We start from the raw sequence: 18,695 nt of genomic DNA, 5'->3' as shown, positions 1-18,695 counted from the left end.
TCATTTTAATATTGATAAATTAAATTTCTGAAGTCTGTTTTACGCCCGAAAGGCACCAATGTAAAACCGTAGTTGATCGCGTTCTGTTTGCCCGGACGGATCAGGTAAGGTTCGTGTGCAAGCGCTCCCCAGGCATTATCGCCTCCTACTCCCATCATCTGGTAATCAATGAAGAGATCTACTGCCTTTTCTGCTTTCGGATCGGTAAGGTGGCGGTGATCGGTTTCAGCGGTTCGTGGTGCGGCATTGTGTATGTCATCACCGCTATCGAGAGTTTCCAAAGGATAATTCGATGCGTTGAACTCGAAGGTATTGTCGGCAATAAAGAGAAGGCCGGCTCCTGATTTATTAGTAAATGCACACCAGTTAATGTCTGTCCGGTGATTGTTCTCTTGGGGGCGAATATAGGGTTCATACATCTCTTTAACCGGAGTAGTATATTCACCTATAAACTGGGAAGTACACCGGTCGCGATAGTTTTCTTCGGGGCCGCGTCCGTAATAAGTCAGTGTGCTGAATGTTTCCGGCATCTGCATACGTAAGCCGACACGTGGTATCAGAGGAGAATTTTTATCGTTGGCTATAAAGTTGTTACTAACTTTGATTATTCCATTCGAATATACCTTATATCTGATACTCCAAGTCGCATTTGTTTCCGGGTAATGATAGGATACTTTTACAATACTAAAACTTACCTGGCTTTCTCTCCCGTTGCGGTTGCCTGCAGGACCGTTCGGATCTTCTTCGCGTATCATGCCGCGTTCGCGGGATACGCTGAAACTTTCGGCTATCGGTTCCTGATAACTAGCTTCTTTCCATGTTTTCAGTTTACGTGGGAGACCGGCACCATAATCATTGTCTATAGGCGCTCTCCAGAAGAAGGGGCGTAGACCTTCCCCATTCAGAATGTATTCCTGTTTATTGTATTTGTACGAAACGAGAAGACCGCTTTTCTTGTCGAATACGGCTCTAAAGTCCTTACCTGTAAGTATGGCTTGTGTTTCCGTTTCTTCAATATCGGCAGGTACCTGACGGAGCTGTTCACGTTTGGCAAAGGGTTGGATATTGATTTGTTCGCGTGCGATAACCGTACCTGTCGGCAAGAAAGCTTCGGGAGTACGAATGGTAGCATAAAATTCAATATTGATATCTCCCGTTTTAATATTTTCCTGAGGCATGCCTTTCAACTGCACAGTAACAGTCTCACCAGGAGTAGCATTTACATTGAACTTGTCCGTGTAGATCTCTTTTCCATATTCGCGGATGATATAATGATAATCATACTTATCGAGATTGGTAAAGCTGAAGTCGTTATGCACATCGATTGTACCGCGAGCCTTATCGAAGTTAATAAACTTAACGTTTTGATAGACTTTACCCATTTCCGTAGTCTGAGGTTTCACACTACGATCCGGGTAAACGATACCGTTTATGCAAAAATCTCCGTCCGAAGGTGTTCCGATGGCACCATAGTCACCACCGTACGCCCAATACTTACGTCCGTCGGAAGTCTTTTCGGCAAGGCCTTGGTCTACCCAATCCCATATGCAACCTCCCTGAAGAAGAGGGTATGCTTCGATTGTATCCCAATATTCCTGGAAATTGCCTAGACTGTTACCCATTGCATGAGCATATTCGCATAAGATGAGTGGGCGGTTGTGTTTGGGATCTTTGGCATATTGCTCGATTTCATTCGGGCGACTATACATCGGGCAATAAATGTCGGTATTCCATTCCAAATGTGCCTGCTCATATTGTACGGGACGGGTGTCGAGTTTTTTTAGCATTGCGTATGTGTTATAGAAATTAATGCCATTTCCGGCTTCATTCCCCAATGACCAGACGATAACGGAAGGGTGATTCTTGTCGCGTTGATACATGTTATTGGTACGGTAGGTATGTGCATCTCCAAATAGAGGATTGTTGGCAAGCGAACCGCCTACCTGACGGTCATATCCCATACCGTGGGATTCGATGTTTGCTTCATCGATAACGTAAATTCCATATTTGTCGCACAGTTCATAGAATCTTTCTTGTTGCGGATAATGGCAGGTGCGGACAGTATTTACATTGTATTTTTTCCAAAGTTCGAAATCTTTGAGCATTAATTCTTCGGTAACATAATGTCCGGTATGCTCATTATGCTCGTGTACGTTCACTCCTTTCACAAGAATCGGTTTACCATTGACACAAAGTTGGTTATTTTTCATCTCTACAGTACGGAATCCTATTTTGGCACTTGTGGCTTCTATAACTTCCCCATTCTTCGGTTCTCTGAGACTAAGGACAAAGGTGTACAGATTGGGAGTTTCGGCTGTCCATTGTTTGGGAGAACGGATTCTGTTTTCATCGAATACGATTTCTCTCTCTTTGGTTGATTCTCCGGTAGACGGATCATTTACAGCTACATCGGATGAAGCTATTTGTTTGCCAGTTTCATCAAGAAGTACATAACGTGCGATGTATGAATCGGATGGATTATCAGATGCAACTTTTACAGTACATTTCAATATGCCGTTCTGATATTCTGTATCCAACGGACTTTCCACTTTGAAATCCGCGATGCGGAGTTTAGGTTGTGCATACAGGTAGATATCTCTTTCGAATCCGCTCAAACGCCAGAAGTCTTGACATTCCAGGTAGTTTGCATCTGAAAAACGATGTATCTGTACGGCAATCATATTCTTTCCGGGTTTAACCAGTTTGGTGATATTGAATCGGGCAGGAGTTTTCGCGTCTTTGTTCATTCCTACAAATTGTCCGTTCAGATAGTAAAAGGCTGCCCCTTTTGTACCATCTGCACTAAGGAATATCTCTTTCCCTTCCCAATTGGCAGGTAGGATGAAGTCGCGACGGTAAGTTCCGGTTGGATTCCATTCTTCAGGAACAAAGGGAGGATTGGGCTTATTCCAATAGGGTGCATAACCGGGAGAACAAAACTCGTAGGTAGTGTTAACATAAATCGGTGTACCGAATCCTTGCAATTCCCAATTACCGGGCACTGTAATGTCAGCCCAGTCGCTCACGCTTTTCTCAGGAAGCATAAAATCAGTCGGTCGCATAGAAAAGCTGTCCACATAATTAAATTTCCATTTCCCATTGAGCGATAATAGGAATGTACCATCTTTCCGATTGTTTGCTACAGCATCTTTTTCGTTCGTGTACGAAGTGAAGGTACTACGTGGCGCTTCTTTATTGATGCTTGTTAGTTTAGGGTCGGTGATTTGTTTGTAACGTTCGCCCTGTCCGAATGAGGACAGGGGAAGCATTGCCAGACATGCGACCGTTAATAAATATTTCATAGGTCTTTATTTGGTTTTATTTTACTTTCATTGATGCTTTGACAAAATAGAGAATCAGCAGTGCGTAAGCAACTAAGGCAAATACTTGTGACAGGGTATTGTTCAGCCATGCTTCGTTAACCAGGTTAATGCCACCGAATCGCATTGCTGCACTTACCACTCCCATCAATGCACCACCAGCGATGAATCCGGAGGCAAGCAGAGTACCTTTCTCACCGCGTTCATTGTTGAGAGAAGTATCTTTGCTGCGGCTCGTTACATACCAATTAACCGCACCTCCTACGACTAATGGCACATTCAATTCCAATGGGATGAACATACCTAATGCAAATGCCAAGGCGGGAACTTTGCAAAGAGTCAAGATGATAGCTATTACAGCACCGATTCCATAAAGTAACCAAGGTGCCCCCACACCGCTCATCAGCGGTTCGATAACTGCTGCCATGGCATTTGCCTGGGGTGCAGATAAGGCACCGCTTGTAAAACCATACGTTTTATTGAGGATGATCATTACTCCACCTACCGTAGCCGCGGAGACGATGGTGCCTAAAAACTTCCAAGTTTCCTGTTTGGCTGGCGTACTACCTAGCCAATATCCGATTTTCAAGTCGGTAATGAAACCGCCTGCCATAGAAAGAGCCGTACAAACTACTCCTCCCATAACCAAGGAAGCAACCATGCCCGAAGGACCTTTCAGTCCGACAGCCACCATTACAACGGAAGCAAGGATCAGTGTCATTAAAGTCATACCCGAAACAGGATTTGTTCCTACAATGGCGATGGCATTCGCAGCGACTGTCGTGAAAAGGAATGAAATGCCGGCAACTAATAAAATGGCTACCAATGTATGAACAAGATTGCCTTGCATTACATCGAAATAGAAAAACAAGGTAATCAGAATCAGAGTAATAATGGAACCGATAGCTATGATTTTCATTGAAAGATCACGTTGGGTGCGGAGAACATTCTTTTCCGTATTGCTTTTGCCACCCATCTCTTTCGCTGCCAGTCCGACAGCACTTTTTATAATGCCCCATGATTTGATAATACCGATGACACCTGCCATAGCGATACCACCGATACCGATGCTCTTGGCATAATATTTGAATATTTCTTCCGGGCTCATCGCACCTACGGTACTTGTAATTTCCGGATTCCATGCATTCAATACATTATCTCCCCATATCATAGACATACATGGGACGATAATCCACCAGACAGCCAGTGAGCCGGCACAAATAATCGAAGCATATTTTAAGCCTACGATATATCCTAGACCTAATATGGCAGCTCCTGTATTTATTTTGAATACCAATTTTGCTTTTTCAGCCAATATCTCTCCCATATTGCTTACACGAGTGGTGAACGTTTCATTCCACCATCCGAAAGTGGCGACGATGAAATCGTACAAACCACCGATAATGCCTGCCAAAAGTAATGGCTTTGCCTGGCTGCCACTCTTTTCACCGGATACAAGGACTTGTGTGGTAGCCGTCGCTTCCGGGAATGGATATTTTCCATGCATATCACTTACGAAATACTTCCGGAAGGGGATGAGAAAAAGAATACCCAATACTCCCCCTAAAAGAGAACTGATAAACACCTGCATGAAGGTTACACTCATATCTGGATATTTCGCTTGAAGGATATATAGGGCGGGAAGTGTAAAAATAGCACCGGCAACAATTACGCCAGAACAGGCACCGATGGATTGGATAATTACGTTTTCACCTAAAGCGTTCTTACGTTTGGCGGCACCGGAAACACCTACGGCAATAATGGCAATAGGGATGGCGGCTTCAAAAACCTGACCGACTTTCAGTCCGAGATAAGCGGCTGCTGCCGAAAAGAGAATTGCCATAGCGATACCCCAACTGACAGACCAAAAATTTACTTCGGGGTAATTTTGGTTTGGACTCATTAGGGGATGGTACACTTCACCCGGTTTCAATTCTCTGAATGCATTCTCAGGCAAACCAGTGAATTTGTCTTCTTCTTGTTTCATAGTTTTATATAAAATTTTAATGTGTTAATCGGCTTTTTATAAAACAGCATCAAAGAAAGCAAAAAAAAAGGAGAATCGAAAGATTCTCCTCATTGTTGTTGTCTATTTTTTATCATTTAGCATCTTTGGCGGTCATATTTCCTTCAATATAGATACGCATCATTTCCGTTTTGGCATTTGTGCGAAGGGTTATTGATTTTTTAAAATGACCGGGATATTTACCCGTACCGTTATAAGTAACTTTGATTGTGCCGGTTTTTCCCGGTTGGATAGGTTCTTTTGTATAGTCCGGAACCGTGCATCCGCAAGATGCCACAGCTTGATGAATTACTAAAGGCGCATCACCGATGTTGGTAAAAGTAAATACACAACTTACAACAGGGTCTTTTTCAGAGAAAGTACCGAAATCATGAGTCGTTTTGTCAAACTTGATTTCTGCAGTCTGGGCAGATGCATAGCTGATCCCCATTACTAACATCACAACGAAAAATAATATCTTTTTCATATTTATTTCTGTTTTTATGGTTTATGAAGTACAAAGGTAGGGCTTTTTTTCAAAAATAATGCTCTATCTTTGCGAAATAGTATTAAAAAATCAAATACGGAACAATATACTTATGAAATGGGAAAATATCATTTTAATAGCTTTTTGTCTTCTGATATGTATTTCATGTAAGAAAGAAAAAGAAATGACATTGTCAGGATTGAATATTCGTGACTTTCAGATGGAAGTGGAAGGGCAGTTGACGGATCTTTATGTCTTGAAAAACAAGAATGGCATGGAGGCATGTATTACAAATTATGGTGCGCGGCTTGTTTCACTCCTGGCGCCAGATCGTAATGGAAAGATGGAGGACATTGTTTGTGGCTTTCCCACCATTGCCGATTATATGGATAATAAACAGTATTTCGGGGCTACTGTGGGCCGGTATATTGGTCGCATCTCGAATGCAACTTTCACATTGGATTCTATTGTTTATCACCTGACAGCTAATGATGGATCTCATTGTATTCATGGAGGTAATCCCGGTTTTGCTTCAAAGATATGGCAAGCTGAACAGCTGGACGAAAATGCACTAAAGCTTACTTTGTTTTCACCTGACGGAGATAACGGGTTTCCCGGGAATCTTCAAATACGTGTCATTTATGTGCTGACGAATGATAATGAATTGGATATCCATTATGAGGCGGAAACAGATAAACCTACAGTGATCAATCTGTCTCACCATTCGTTCTTCAATATATCAGGTGATTTCAATACGACGGTCAGTGATCAATCATTGTATATCAATGCCGATTATTATACGCCTTATGACTCTTTGAAATGTGTCACGGGAGAACTACTTCCGGTAGCCGGCACGCCTTTTGATTTCACAACTCCTCATTTGATCGGTGAACGGATTGATCAAAACATGAAGCAGTTAACCGCCATGAAAGGGTATGATCATAACTGGGTGTTGAATACGAAGGGGGATGATAAGAAGTTAGCACTCCGTCTGTTTGATGATAAAAGCGGACGTGTATTGGAAGTATATACTACCGAACCTGGGCTCCAAATGTATACTGCTAATGCTCTAAGTGGTGCAATGATTGGTAAAAAAGGAATTGCCTATAAAAAACGGAGTGGGGTTAGTCTGGAACCTCAGCATTTTACGGATAGTCCTAATAATTCGCAGTTTCCTTCAACCGTACTTCGTCCGGGTGAAAAGTACTACAGTCGCAGCATATATCGTTTTGGCGTGACAAACCATGCATTCATGGAAAATACTTCTGACAAATAATCATAATAGAAGTGATGGTAAAGTTTAACTCGTTTAATAATAATCTGTAGAGAAGATTAAATGGATTCTGAAACTTAGCGACTGTTTAAATTTTGCTCAGTCTTCATTTGAAGTTCTTTTTGAGGAAAATTTAAACAGCCTCTTAATTAGTCAGTTCTTTTATTGTGGATTATCCTGTTTTATTTTTTTAGTTCGAGTCCAAGCATCATCCCATCGTAGCTGTCTGCCAACGAACTAATGGTTTTTAGCGTGGTATTACTGCTTTTACTTGACAGGAAGGTGATTAGTTTTAATAACTTATCCGAGTTGAATAATAATTCCATGCTATTACTGGTGCAATTTACCTTTGCATTCATATTCAGCAATCTAAGATATTTCAGTTGTACTTGGTTCGTTGCTGCATCGTATGAGTAAGTGCCTTGCATGGAACGTTTTCCTATTGTGCTTGTAAAAGTGCTGTCCGCATTGAATGTAAAGCTTAATTGTCCGTCTTTAATACCTATTTTTGCCAATTGCTCATCTAATTTGTTCTCGGCTAATGAAGCAGCGGCAGCTCCTCCTGCTTTCTTTAAAAAATTATCCGATTCGAATTCTATGGCTGAGCCTGTGTATGTCCAGGTACCGGTCATATCAATGGACTTATTTCCTGTTACGGCATTAACCACTTTTTCGATATTGTCCTTGTTGAATAAATCTTTTAGTGATTGTGCCTGTACATTTGACGTACCAAATATGAATGCTGACAGGATCGCCAGCGATAAAACATACTTTTTCATTGTACTTTCTATTTTGAGTTAATTTCCTTGTTGATACTTTCTATGTAGTTTAATATTTCTGTGCGTCCTGTTGTGTTTTCTGAGGAAGAAATGAAATAAGGAGGGAACTCTTCCCATTGTTTGCGAAGTTCATTCAAGTAGGCATTAATGTTCATTTTCAATTTTCCACCTTTCAATTTATCAGCTTTAGTAAATATAATAGAGAATGGGATGCCATTTTCTCCTAACCACTCCATGAATTCTAAGTCGATTTTTTGTGGTTCGAGACGACTGTCTATCAGTAGGAACAGATTAGTCATCTGATCGCGTTCCAGAATATAATTTTCAATAATGTTACGTATCTGTTCTTGTCCCTTATGTCCCCGCTTTGCATATCCAAAACCGGGAAGGTCGACAATGTACCAGCTGTCGTTGATAAGAAAGTGGTTGATAAGCATCGTTTTACCGGGAGTAGCCGATGTCATCGCCAATCCTTTGCGGCCTGTCAACATATTGATTAGGCTAGACTTACCTACGTTTGAACGCCCGATGAAAGCATATTCGGGAAGATTTCCCGAGGGACACTTTTCAACATCTGTATTACTGATTATAAATTTTGCATTAGTTATTTCCATACATTTTGTCTATTAATTTAATTTTTTTATTCCTTTTGTTGATAAAACATACATTCCCATGAAAGTCAGTATACCATTCAGCATTAGCAATTCATATCCGAATTTGTATCCATAATTTTGCATGGTATATTGGTCGAGCAAATAACAAAAGATCGGAGACCCTACAGCAATAAACGGTATCCAACGGTCTTTTGTTGTCCGGTGGGTGAACAATCCGAATGCGAACATACCTAACAGTGGACCATATGTATAAGAGGCAATTATATATATGATATCAATTACGCTTTTGCTATTCAAAGCTTTTACCAGACAAATGAAAAGAACGAGTATTATAGAAAGGATAATATGTACTTTTCCACGTTGGTAGCGAGCTATTTCCTCGTTTTTTTTATTGGTTTTAAGAAAATCTATGCACACACTGGTAGTCATTGCAGTCAATGCGGAGTCGGAATTGCTAAAAGCTGCCGCAATGATACCGATAGCAAATAGGATTGATACGGTTCCTCCCAGATATCCTTGAGTGGCAAACATCGGGAGTATATCATCATTTATCAAAGGAAGTGACAAGTTCATTTTTCCGGCTAGTTCCAGCAATAATATACCTAAACAAAGAAATAGGAAATTTAATGGGATAAAAGAAAATCCGTAACAATACATGTTTTTTTTTGCATCGTGTAAATTCCTACAAGAAAGATTTTTTTGCATCATATCTTGGTCCAGTCCGGTCATCACAATGACAATGAAGATACCACTCAGAAATTGTTTGAAAAAGTTTTGGCGTGATATCCAGTTGTCAAACACAAATATACGGCTATGCGGATTATTGTTGATTGTTTCTATGATGCCGCTCCAGGTAAGATCGAGTTTCTGTATTGTGAAGAAAATGATCCAGATAAGAGCAACTATCAGGCATAAAGTTTGAAGTGTGTCTGTCCATACGATGGTTTTAATACCGCTTTTGTGAGTATATATCCATACGAGTGCAACCGAGCCTGCGGCTATTGCCCAAAAAGGTATCCCCATATGGACGAATACGTAGGTGTGTAAAATGAGACAGACAAGATAGAGTTTGGCTGCCGTACCTAACATGCGTGAAAGAAGAAAAAAAAATGATCCGGTGCGATAAGCGTTTATTCCGATTCGGGTGCCAAGGTAACTGTATATACTTGTCAGATTTAACCTATAATAAAGGGGGAGTAGCACATGTGCTACAATCAAGTATCCAAAAAAGAATCCCATTACCGTTTGCATGTATGTCATATCCATCCCTCGTACCATACCCGGCACGGAAACAAACGTTACACCTGATATGCTTGCACCGATCATTCCGAATGAAACGATATACCATGGTGATCGGTTTTGCCCTCTGAAAAATGCGGCATCCGAACTGCTTTGCTTACCTCGTCCGGTGACACGTGCAATGAATAGTAATATTGCAAAATAGCATATAATAGTGATAATAATCATCATAACGGATGCAAAGGTACGATTTATTTTGCATCTTTGCACTGAATTTATAGAAATCGCTTGAACCATATATGAATCAACAATATCCTTCCGTATTGCTTGAAAAAGCAGTAGGAGAATTTTCGAAGCTTCCCGGAATTGGTCGGAAAACCGCTTTGCGACTAGTATTACATTTATTACGACAAGAATCGGGTACAGTTGAAGCTTTTGGCAATTCGATCATGACTTTAAAACGAGAGGTGAAATATTGCCGTGTTTGCCATAATATTTCCGATACGGATACGTGTCAGATCTGTGCTAATCCGGCACGTGATGCTACTACAATCTGTGTAGTGGAAAATATCCGTGATGTGATGGTGGTAGAAGCTACTCAACAGTTCCGCGGACTTTATCATGTGCTTGGAGGTATTATATCTCCTATGGATGGAATCGGGCCAGGCGATCTTCAAATAGAGAGCTTAGTGCAGCGTGTGGCAAAGGGAGATATTAAAGAAGTAATATTGGCGTTAAGTACAACGATGGAAGGCGATACGACTAATTTTTATATCTACCGGAAGTTAGAGAAACTGGGGGTAAAACTAACAGTGCTTGCACGTGGTGTTTCGATTGGCGATGAACTGGAGTATACCGATGAAGTAACTTTGGGACGAAGCATTGTAAACCGAACCTTATTTACGGGAACAGTCTAAATGTAATAATGTAAATGATGGATGATGGAAGAACAAATACAAAAAATTACTCACAAATTGAAGATTGAATATATCTTGTTTTGGGGATTGCCCCTTATTGTTATTTTGATAGGGGAGTTTTATTCTGAATGGGTTGGATTATATGCAGATGATATCCGGACTGCATATCTGATGGAAACTACCGGAATTTTATTGGCAGCATGTTGCGTTCCTTTGTCATTGAAACTTTTTTCGTGGGTATTGACTAAGAAAATAGATTTAGCTTACTTTCCAAAAGCTTTGAATCTGTATTTCTGTTGGAGCAGTGTGCGAATATTACTGTTAGAAGTTGTTGCCCTGACCAATATTCTGATATATTATCTGACATTAAGCAATACAGGTTTACTTTGTGCGTTAATATCTTTAACAGCTTCTTTATTTTGTATACCGGGTGAAAAACGTTTACGCAAAGAACTGCACATCGATCAAAGAAATGATTAAGTAGAACCAAAGAAAGAAAAAAACATGAAACTGACTTTTTTAATACCACCAGTATTAGATGGAAAGAATCCGGCCGAGCGTACTGCCGGTTGTACTCGTGTTGTTTATTTAGCACCAAATATTTATGAGCTGACGGTTGTTGCCTTGTTAGAAAAAGAAGGTTTCAAAGAGATAGCGTATAGGGATTTTGTTTATAAGCGGGAATCCCGTGAGGCTTTTAATGATTTTCTGAAAGGTGATAATAGTGATATTTATTATATCTGGTCTGTTAATCTCTCCTTAGATAATGACATCATGGCATTGAAGATGATACGTGCTGTACATCCGGATGCTTATGTCATTTTCATGGGACCGGGACCTACGTATTTCACTGCTAAATGTTTGTCCGGAGAGAAAGAAATTGTAGTGCGTGGAGAACCCGATTTAATCGTGCTGGAACTAACAAAGGCAATTGTTAATCATGATGATTGGCATTCTCTGGCAGGAATTTCTTTTTTAAGGGACGGAGTCGTGAAACATAATCCGTCTCGTCCTCTTATGAAAAGTCTGGATGAACTTCCTTTTCCTGCGCGCCATTTTATCAGTGATCAGAGATATTTCAATCCTAAACTGAAATTGGGTCCTTATACGACTGCGGTAACATCACGTAACTGTCCTTTTCATTGCATCTATTGTGTACCAAGTTCATTAACCTTTGCTCGTGAAATAGAATATCGCAAAGAGCATGGGAAGAAGCCGTTCATATCTTTCCGTTCTATAGAAAGCATTGATGCGGAGATGGCACAGATCAGCAAAGAGGGGTATAAGGCAGTCGGTTTTATGGACGATAATTTTATCTGGAATGAGCAACGGACGAGAGACATTTGCCATATCATGAAGAAATATGATTTAATATGGGGATGCCAGGCGCGTGTAGATGCCATTACAGAAGAGATAGCTAAGATGTTAGGTGAGTCGAATTGCTATTATATTGATTTGGGAGTAGAGTCTTTTGATGATAAAATATTGAGTTTTATAAAAAAAGGAATAACCTCCGACCAAATATATTCCGCTATTCATTGGTTGAAGAAATACCATGTGCCGGTAAAACTGAATATACTTATAGGTAGCAGTCCGCTTGAAACCAGAGAAACTTTGAAACATACGCTACGTGAGGCTAAAGCCCTAAAAGTGGATCAGGTCATGTTCAATATCGTTTCTCCTTTTCCGGGTACTGAATTTTATACAATGGCAAAAGAAAACGGTTGGTTGGCAACCGGAGATTATATTCCTACTGATGTTCAGCGTGAGTCGATACTTAATTTCCCCTCTTTGACATCCAAAGAAATGGAACGTATTTTGTTTTATAATAATATCAGTTATTTTCTTTCACCTCATTTCATTGTGACGCAGATAAAACGATTCTCGAGTTGGAGTGAATTCGCTCATGCGTTAAAGGCATTGAAGATAAAACTGTTTGGCTGATAATGAAACGTCTTTCAATCGTTATTATAACTTGGAACCAGCTTGCTTATCTGAAAGCTTGTCTGCAATCTCTTTTGCCAATTATGAAGCGTGCCGATGTGGAGGTAATAGTTGTGGATAACGGTTCGCAAGATGGAACATCACAGTATTTGACCGAAAAATTCCCAGTTATTCGTCTTTTATCTAATTCATGCAATAAAGGGGTGGCATATGCACGTAATAGGGGGTTGGAGATAACTACAGGAGAGAAAATTCTGATTTTGGATAATGATACAATTGTCAACGAATCGGCTATTTCCGGAATGGAAGCGTATCTGGATGGACATCCCCTTGTCGGTTTATGTACTTGTAAGTTGGTCGATAGTGAAAATCGCGTGCAAGAGAGCTTTAAACCTTTCCCCGGCCTTCTGGTTAAAGTAAGAAACGTATTGGGATTCAGTGGTAAAAACGATCGGGTTATTATGGATTCTAATGTCCCGTTTGAACCTGTGTATGTTATCGGAGCTTGCCAAATGGTGAAACGGGAGGTTTTACAGCGTGTTGGTCTATTAGACGAACACATCTTTTATGGCCCTGAAGATGCGGATTTCTGTCTTCGTATCGTTTCTGAAGGTTGGAAGATCGTTTATTTGCCCCAATATACGATTGTTCATCATTGGCGAAGGGCTACTAACAGGAATCTGTTTTCTCGGTTGGCTTGGAAGCATTTCTGTGGACTTTGCTACTTTTATAAGAAATACAAACGTATTAATTAAACCTATGAATCATTCTTTTTTAATTAACGACCGAATATACCTTCGCGCTGTCGAACCGGAAGACATTGAAATAATGTATGAAATGGAAAACGATCCTGCCATGTGGGATATCAGTAGTTTCACCGTTCCCTATTCCCGTTATGTTCTACGTCAGTATATCGAGGGGTCGCAAAGTGATATGTTTGCCGATAAGCAGTTACGGCTTATGATTGTTCAGCGTTGTGATAATCGTACCTTGGGGACAATCGATATCACGGACTTTGTGCCTTTGCATTCACGCGGTGCTATAGGAATTGCTATACATACGGAGTTTCGTCAGGAAGGTTATGCCACGGATGCATTGACATTGCTATGTGATTATGCTTTTAATTTTTTGCTTATTCATCAATTATATGCACACGTGGCTATGGACAATGAGAGTAGTTTGAAGCTTTTCACTTCTTGCGGATTTGTGCAATGTGGTGTTATAAAAGATTGGCTTTTAACATCCGAAGGATTTAAAGATGCCGTGTTGATGCAACGTATCTCTCAAAGAGAAAATAGACGATAATGCGATCAGTTCAGTGAAGGTATTTGTGGAAAGCGTGACCAAGTCTCATATTTACTCCCTAATTTTCCTAAAGCATCTTTCCACATATCCTTTATTTCTTCATTAAGGAGGTAGGAGGGGGCTTCTTTCGCTATAATCCAAGTGTTATCTTTTATCTCCTGGATCAATTGCTCATACTCCCAACCGGAATATCCGAGGAAGAATCGTATTTTGCCGGAGATGTCATTCCCTTGAAGAATATATTTTTTTATAGCATTGAAATCTCCATTCAAATAAAGTCCTCCACCTACGGGTAAGGCTCCATTGATATCTGACAATGTGTGTAAGTAGAATAATGTATCTGTTCCGATAGGTCCTCCTTTATAGAGAGGTATATCGTTTATATAGTTGAATTCTTTAATGACATCATTTAAGCAAAGAGGAAGTCTTTTATTCATGATGAGACCCATGCTTCCTTCATTTGTATGATCTACCAGTAGTACTACCGAACGTCCGAAAGTCTCATCGCAAAGGAAAGGTTCCGATATTAGAATCTTTCCTTGCGATGGCAATACATTATTAGATTGTATCTTAAATATGTCGGCATTGATATTGTTCATGCCATAAATATAAAGATTTATTTTAGAGGAACAAACGATCTTCCTCTTTTTTTTCTTTTTGCATGTGTTTTTTATGATATTGGATGGTTCTCTGCAAAGATTTTCATCCTTTCATCCAATTGTTCATACTGATGGTCTTTTATAAAAGATGTGCATGCGCGTAAACCTTGTTGGTGACTACCGGTTGTAACAAGTGAAATGGCACTGACACCATAATACATCAGTTCTTTAGCTAATTCTCCACTTGTCATTCCCGGATAACCGATTGTGAAATAGAATCCATCGGCAATTGGTTCGTCCAGGTCTGTATCGTATACGAGATGGAAACCATGACGGAGGAAAATATCTTTCAGTTTCCGGGCACGTTCTCCGTATATTTTCACTTCATCGAGGAAATTATATTGTCCATCGTTCGCTGCTTTTAGCATAGCTGCCATAGCAAATTGTGCAGAATGACTAGTACCAGAAGAAAGTGCGTATAAAATGCGATGAATGAATACCGTACCGAAAGTACCGCCTCCGTAACGTTTGGTTAGTCCAGGATAACTACGGTGATAGAGTTTGTCGGAAATACAGCTTACACCGATTCGCTGTCCGGCATAGCTAAATGCTTTTGATCCTGAAATCAACAAGATGTAATTGTCTGTATAATGTGCTACCGATGGTTGGAAGGGAGGTTGGAATGGCGTGCCTAAATCTTTTCTGAAGTCCATTGCAAAATAGGCCAAATCTTCTAAAACTATGACATCGTATTTAGTTGCCAGTTCACCAATGATCCGTAGTTCTTGATCATTTAGGCAAATCCAACTCGGATTATTAGGATTGGAATAAACAATAGCTGATACATTTCCTTTTTTCAGATAACTTTCCAGTTTCTCTCTTAGTTTCTCTCCCCTGTAATCATAAACATCGAATGTTTCATATTTTTGTCCCATGACAATCAGTTGTTGTTTTTGTACAGGGAAACCGGGATCAATAAAAAGAACCGTATCTTTTTCTTCATTACATTGGCTGCAAGCAAGGAAAGATGCATAAGTTCCTTGCATAGATCCGGTAACGGCTACACATCCTTCCGGTTTCAAATCAACATTGATAAATGCCTTGATGAACCGGGATGCTTCTTTTTTCAATTCAGCTATTCCATTGATGTTTGGGTATAATCTTGCTACTCCATTTTGCAATGCCTCAATTTCTGCTTGTACTCCGACTGCCGATGCCGGTAGACCGGGAACTCCCATTTCCATTTTGATGAACTCTACTCCGGAACTGGCTTCTGCATTAGCAGCGATAGCTTGTACTTCACGAATTGTTGCTTTAGCAAAGTCTGCAATTTGAAAATCTTCGATTGTCTTATCAATCAACTCTTTTTTAATAGGTGTATTTTTCATGTCTCTAATTAAGTTAGGATTCTGAGCTACAAAGATAAAGAATAAATTTAGTTATAAAAGTTTTTTTGCATAAGAGTTATTTGGTGGAAATATATTCTCATTTTTTTCCCAATTCTATTGTGAATATGAAAAAAATATCTACCTTTGCACTCGCAATTAGGAGAGATAGCAATTAAAAATAAATTTGGTGCGCTAGTTCAGTTGGTTAGAATACATGCCTGTCACGCATGGGGTCACGAGTTCGAGCCTCGTGCGCACCGCGAAAGCAAATAGAAAATTAAAGTAAAGCTCTGAAATTCAAGGATTTCAGAGCTTTTTCTTTTTCCCCGCTTCGGCAAAAAACAGCGGTTTCAGGCAGTTCTCACGTGGCGAATCTGGAGAATTAGACTGTCACTTCTTTCTCCAATTTCAATGCACCGGGGAATATGATATTATTTTCCAAATGAATGTGTTCATGTAGGGCTTCATCAAACTGCCTCAACTGTTGCAATACTAGGCGAAAACTGGCACAAGCATCTTCAGGAGCAGTAAATTTGTTGGTCAATAAAGAAATTTTCTCAAAACGTTCGCCCTCAAGGCTATGCTCACTTTCCATGACCTCGATGGGATACAGAATGGTGTCGCAATGGAATTTTGCAGTTTTTCGTCCTTTCTCTTTGGCCTGAAACATTTCATATACATAAGGAAACAATACATTTTCTTCTTTCAGCAAGTGATTATTTAAATCTGACAGAGAGTCGCGGAATAGTGCCTGAATCTGTAATAATTCAGGGTGATTCTTTGAGTGTACTTCTGTTACCTTATTCAATAACACCTCTATCTGTGGTCCTTTGGCGCGGATGCCCCGATGATGTATCTTCAATACATAATCTATTAATAAATCGATGGGCCATCCGGCAAAGTCGGGAACATTATTTTCCATATTTTCCTGCAATGCATCCAATTCACGCACTACCACTTCGGGATCAATGCCGCGATTCCGACAAGCCTCTGTAAACGGAGTATTGCCATGACAGCAAAAATCAATATGGTAACGGGAGAATACTTTGGCAGTAGCAAAGTTGTCGGCTACAATTTCTCCGACTGTACATGAGTTATAATCTTTCTGTTTCATAATCATTCCGTTTATTAGTTTATTAATCCAAATTTTTTCATGTCACTTTCTACAGTGCCGATACCGCTTATCCCAAAGTTCTCGACCAGTACTTTCGCCACATTAGGTGAGAGGAATGCAGGCAGGGTGGGGCCGAGATGGATTTCTTTTACTCCCAAACTAAGCAATGCCAACAATACAATCACAGCTTTCTGTTCATACCAAGCGATATTATAAACAATAGGTAGTTCGTTGATGTCATGCAATCCGAATACCTCTTTCAATTTAAGGGCGATGACTGCTAATGAATAACTGTCGTTACACTGTCCTGCATCTAAAACACGCGGGATACCATTAATGTCACCCAAAGCCAGCTTGTTATAACGATATTTAGCACATCCTGCGGTCAGAATGACTGTATCTTTTGGGAGCATCTCTGCAAAGGAGGTGTAATAATCACGACCGCGCATACGCCCGTCACAACCTGCCATGACGATGAATTTACGGATAGCACCGCTCTTTACGGCTTCCACTACCTTCTCTGCCAGTTGTAATACCTGATTGTGTGCAAACCCTCCAATGATCTCACCATGTTCGATCTCAGTCGGTGCGGCACATTGTTTGGCTATCTCTATAATTTCAGTATAGTCCTTTTGTCCGTTTTCATCTGCTACGATATGCTTGCAGCCGGGGTATCCAGTGGAGTTGGTGGTAAACATACGTTCTTTGTAAGTGGCGTTTGGCAGAGGAGGAACGATGCAATTTGTGGTAAACAGAATAGGGCCATTAAAAGATGTAAACTCTTCCCGTTGCTTCCACCATGCGTTTCCGTAATTTCCTGCAAAATGTGCATACTTTTTGAATGCCGGATAGTAATGTGCAGGGAGCATTTCGCCATGTGTGTATATATCCACACCGCTGTCTTTTGTCTGTTCCAAAAGTTCTTCCAGATCATGCAGATCGTGTCCGCTTATCAATATACCGGGACGGGTACCTGCTCCGATGTTTACATGGGTGATTTCCGGGTTGCCATAGTTGGAGGTATTCGCTTTGTCAAGTAAAGCCATGGTCTGTACACCCACTTCACCTGTTTTCAGCACCAGTGCAGTCAGTTCATCTGCGGATAAATATTCTGTGGTAATTTTAGCTATGGCATTTTGCATGAAACGATGAATACTCTCATCATTATACCCCAATCTCATAGCATGTTCCAAGTAGGCGGCCATTCCCTTCAGGCCATACACTATCAGCTCTTTTAATGAACGCAGATCTTCGTTCTTTTCACGTAGGACACCGACAGTGGCGGCCTTTGCATCGTATGCTGCGCGGTTGCCTGTCCAACTCAGCTCATCTACTTCCGGTAGGGGAATACCTTCGGTAGCAGCCTGACGTTTAAGGTCGTCACGCATTGCCAATCCTTTGTCTATGCGTTTCATAATGCTTTCATCATCGAAATTGGCATTGGTAATAGTACAGAACAAAGCGTCTACAATGAAATTATCCACTTCTTCTCCGACTGGAAGGGAGTGTTGATGCAACTGATCTGCTGCAACAGAAACTCCCCGTACTACAAATAGTAACAAGTCCATAGCACGTGCCGTAGTTGCATTTTTCCCACAAACACCCTTCAAGGTACAACCGAAACCTTTGGCTGTTTCCTGACATTGGAAACAAAACATGTTATTTTCCATATCTTTTTTTCATTTTAATGATTTCTATTACTTTTGTGCAA

At 40.5% G+C, this 18,695-nt stretch carries 16 protein-coding genes and 1 tRNA gene; 7 read left to right on the top strand and 10 right to left on the bottom strand.

Annotation, left to right across the window (positions count from 1 at the left end; genetic code table 11):
• Window positions 1-5: 5 nt before the first annotated feature.
• The 3 genes from H8744_RS15655 to H8744_RS15645 form a co-directional block, all read right to left on the bottom strand.
• A complete protein-coding gene (locus H8744_RS15655) occupies window positions 6-3,302 on the bottom strand; it encodes a glycoside hydrolase family 2 TIM barrel-domain containing protein (protein WP_262435734.1) in 3,297 nt (1,098 codons plus the stop codon).
• Between the two features lie 16 nt (window positions 3,303-3,318).
• Complete coding sequence (locus tag H8744_RS15650; RefSeq protein WP_262435733.1) at window positions 3,319-5,307, bottom strand: OPT family oligopeptide transporter; 1,989 nt, start codon at window positions 5,305-5,307, stop codon at window positions 3,319-3,321.
• A 112-nt stretch (window positions 5,308-5,419) separates the two neighbouring features.
• Entirely contained in the window at window positions 5,420-5,812 is a 393-nt protein-coding gene (locus H8744_RS15645; protein WP_262435732.1) for a DUF1573 domain-containing protein, read from the bottom strand.
• Between the two features lie 112 nt (window positions 5,813-5,924).
• Here H8744_RS15645 and H8744_RS15640 point away from each other — a divergent pair, with 112 nt between their 5' ends.
• The gene (locus H8744_RS15640) at window positions 5,925-7,088 is read left to right on the top strand and encodes an aldose epimerase family protein (RefSeq protein WP_262435731.1); all 1,164 of its coding nucleotides are present in this window, start codon (window positions 5,925-5,927) and stop codon (window positions 7,086-7,088) included.
• Window positions 7,089-7,267: 179 nt separating this feature from the next.
• Here H8744_RS15640 and H8744_RS15635 read toward each other — a convergent pair whose 3' ends face one another.
• From H8744_RS15635 to H8744_RS15625, 3 genes are read right to left on the bottom strand one after another with little or no spacing between them, the layout of a single operon-like run.
• Complete coding sequence (locus tag H8744_RS15635; protein WP_262435730.1) at window positions 7,268-7,864, bottom strand: DUF4923 family protein; 597 nt, start codon at window positions 7,862-7,864, stop codon at window positions 7,268-7,270.
• 8 nt (window positions 7,865-7,872) lie between these two features.
• A complete protein-coding gene (yihA, locus tag H8744_RS15630; RefSeq protein WP_262435729.1) occupies window positions 7,873-8,478 on the bottom strand; it encodes a ribosome biogenesis GTP-binding protein YihA/YsxC in 606 nt (201 codons plus the stop codon).
• Window positions 8,479-8,490: 12 nt separating this feature from the next.
• Entirely contained in the window at window positions 8,491-9,948 is a 1,458-nt protein-coding gene (locus tag H8744_RS15625; protein ID WP_262435728.1) for a sodium:solute symporter, read from the bottom strand.
• 68 nt (window positions 9,949-10,016) lie between these two features.
• Between H8744_RS15625 and recR the strand changes: the two genes are divergently transcribed.
• Genes recR through H8744_RS15600 form a run of 5 tightly spaced genes read left to right on the top strand, consistent with a single transcriptional unit; the run spans window position 10,017 to window position 13,883 of the window.
• A complete protein-coding gene (gene recR, locus H8744_RS15620) occupies window positions 10,017-10,634 on the top strand; it encodes a recombination mediator RecR (protein ID WP_262435727.1) in 618 nt (205 codons plus the stop codon).
• 24 nt (window positions 10,635-10,658) lie between these two features.
• Window positions 10,659-11,114: a hypothetical protein gene (locus H8744_RS15615; protein ID WP_305067520.1), complete on the top strand. Its 456-nt coding sequence runs from the start codon at window positions 10,659-10,661 to the stop codon at window positions 11,112-11,114.
• A 24-nt stretch (window positions 11,115-11,138) separates the two neighbouring features.
• Window positions 11,139-12,578 carry a B12-binding domain-containing radical SAM protein gene (locus H8744_RS15610; RefSeq protein ID WP_262435725.1) on the top strand — a complete coding sequence of 480 codons (1,440 nt, stop codon included), beginning with the start codon at window positions 11,139-11,141 and terminating at the stop codon, window positions 12,576-12,578.
• 2 nt (window positions 12,579-12,580) lie between these two features.
• On the top strand, window positions 12,581-13,333 hold the full coding sequence (locus tag H8744_RS15605; RefSeq protein WP_262435724.1) for a glycosyltransferase family 2 protein: 753 nt from the start codon (window positions 12,581-12,583) through the stop codon (window positions 13,331-13,333).
• A 4-nt stretch (window positions 13,334-13,337) separates the two neighbouring features.
• Complete coding sequence (locus H8744_RS15600) at window positions 13,338-13,883, top strand: GNAT family N-acetyltransferase (RefSeq protein WP_262435723.1); 546 nt, start codon at window positions 13,338-13,340, stop codon at window positions 13,881-13,883.
• 5 nt (window positions 13,884-13,888) lie between these two features.
• Here H8744_RS15600 and H8744_RS15595 read toward each other — a convergent pair whose 3' ends face one another.
• Together H8744_RS15595 and H8744_RS15590 are read right to left on the bottom strand one after the other, a co-directional pair.
• Entirely contained in the window at window positions 13,889-14,482 is a 594-nt protein-coding gene (locus H8744_RS15595) for a YqgE/AlgH family protein (protein ID WP_262435722.1), read from the bottom strand.
• Window positions 14,483-14,553: 71 nt separating this feature from the next.
• The gene (locus H8744_RS15590) at window positions 14,554-15,870 is read right to left on the bottom strand and encodes a pyridoxal phosphate-dependent aminotransferase (RefSeq protein ID WP_262435721.1); all 1,317 of its coding nucleotides are present in this window, start codon (window positions 15,868-15,870) and stop codon (window positions 14,554-14,556) included.
• A 186-nt stretch (window positions 15,871-16,056) separates the two neighbouring features.
• On the opposite strand from H8744_RS15590, the gene H8744_RS15585 reads away from it, so the two are divergent.
• A tRNA-Asp gene (locus H8744_RS15585) sits at window positions 16,057-16,130 on the top strand.
• Window positions 16,131-16,252: 122 nt separating this feature from the next.
• Here H8744_RS15585 and ric read toward each other — a convergent pair.
• Window positions 16,253-16,984 (bottom strand): iron-sulfur cluster repair di-iron protein, encoded by a 732-nt coding sequence (ric, locus tag H8744_RS15580; protein ID WP_262435720.1) that lies wholly within the window; start codon window positions 16,982-16,984, stop codon window positions 16,253-16,255.
• Between the two features lie 14 nt (window positions 16,985-16,998).
• Window positions 16,999-18,654 carry a hydroxylamine reductase gene (gene hcp / locus H8744_RS15575; RefSeq protein ID WP_262435719.1) on the bottom strand — a complete coding sequence of 552 codons (1,656 nt, stop codon included), beginning with the start codon at window positions 18,652-18,654 and terminating at the stop codon, window positions 16,999-17,001.
• Window positions 18,655-18,695 lie beyond the last annotated feature (41 nt).

The organism is Jilunia laotingensis (assembly GCF_014385165.1).
In the GTDB taxonomy this organism is placed as follows: domain Bacteria; phylum Bacteroidota; class Bacteroidia; order Bacteroidales; family Bacteroidaceae; genus Bacteroides; species Bacteroides laotingensis.
Note: the sequence above shows the minus strand (reverse complement) of the source record. Positions and strands in the feature narration are given on the sequence as shown.

What these genes read in the sequence shown, in the direction of transcription:
- yihA (WP_262435729.1), bottom strand. Translation starts at nt 8,478, where the DNA reads ATGGAAATAACTAATGCAAAATTTATAATCAGTAATACAGATGTTGAA.
- hcp (WP_262435719.1), bottom strand. Translation starts at nt 18,654, where the DNA reads ATGGAAAATAACATGTTTTGTTTCCAATGTCAGGAAACAGCCAAAGGT.
- H8744_RS15610 (WP_262435725.1), top strand. Translation starts at nt 11,139, where the DNA reads ATGAAACTGACTTTTTTAATACCACCAGTATTAGATGGAAAGAATCCG.
- H8744_RS15605 (WP_262435724.1), top strand. Translation starts at nt 12,581, where the DNA reads ATGAAACGTCTTTCAATCGTTATTATAACTTGGAACCAGCTTGCTTAT.
- H8744_RS15615 (WP_305067520.1), top strand. Translation starts at nt 10,659, where the DNA reads ATGGAAGAACAAATACAAAAAATTACTCACAAATTGAAGATTGAATAT.
- H8744_RS15595 (WP_262435722.1), bottom strand. Translation starts at nt 14,482, where the DNA reads ATGAACAATATCAATGCCGACATATTTAAGATACAATCTAATAATGTA.
- recR (WP_262435727.1), top strand. Translation starts at nt 10,017, where the DNA reads ATGAATCAACAATATCCTTCCGTATTGCTTGAAAAAGCAGTAGGAGAA.
- H8744_RS15650 (WP_262435733.1), bottom strand. Translation starts at nt 5,307, where the DNA reads ATGAAACAAGAAGAAGACAAATTCACTGGTTTGCCTGAGAATGCATTC.
- H8744_RS15625 (WP_262435728.1), bottom strand. Translation starts at nt 9,948, where the DNA reads ATGATGATTATTATCACTATTATATGCTATTTTGCAATATTACTATTC.
- H8744_RS15635 (WP_262435730.1), bottom strand. Translation starts at nt 7,864, where the DNA reads ATGAAAAAGTATGTTTTATCGCTGGCGATCCTGTCAGCATTCATATTT.
- H8744_RS15655 (WP_262435734.1), bottom strand. Translation starts at nt 3,302, where the DNA reads ATGAAATATTTATTAACGGTCGCATGTCTGGCAATGCTTCCCCTGTCC.
- H8744_RS15640 (WP_262435731.1), top strand. Translation starts at nt 5,925, where the DNA reads ATGAAATGGGAAAATATCATTTTAATAGCTTTTTGTCTTCTGATATGT.
- H8744_RS15645 (WP_262435732.1), bottom strand. Translation starts at nt 5,812, where the DNA reads ATGAAAAAGATATTATTTTTCGTTGTGATGTTAGTAATGGGGATCAGC.
- H8744_RS15590 (WP_262435721.1), bottom strand. Translation starts at nt 15,870, where the DNA reads ATGAAAAATACACCTATTAAAAAAGAGTTGATTGATAAGACAATCGAA.
- ric (WP_262435720.1), bottom strand. Translation starts at nt 16,984, where the DNA reads ATGAAACAGAAAGATTATAACTCATGTACAGTCGGAGAAATTGTAGCC.
- H8744_RS15600 (WP_262435723.1), top strand. Translation starts at nt 13,338, where the DNA reads ATGAATCATTCTTTTTTAATTAACGACCGAATATACCTTCGCGCTGTC.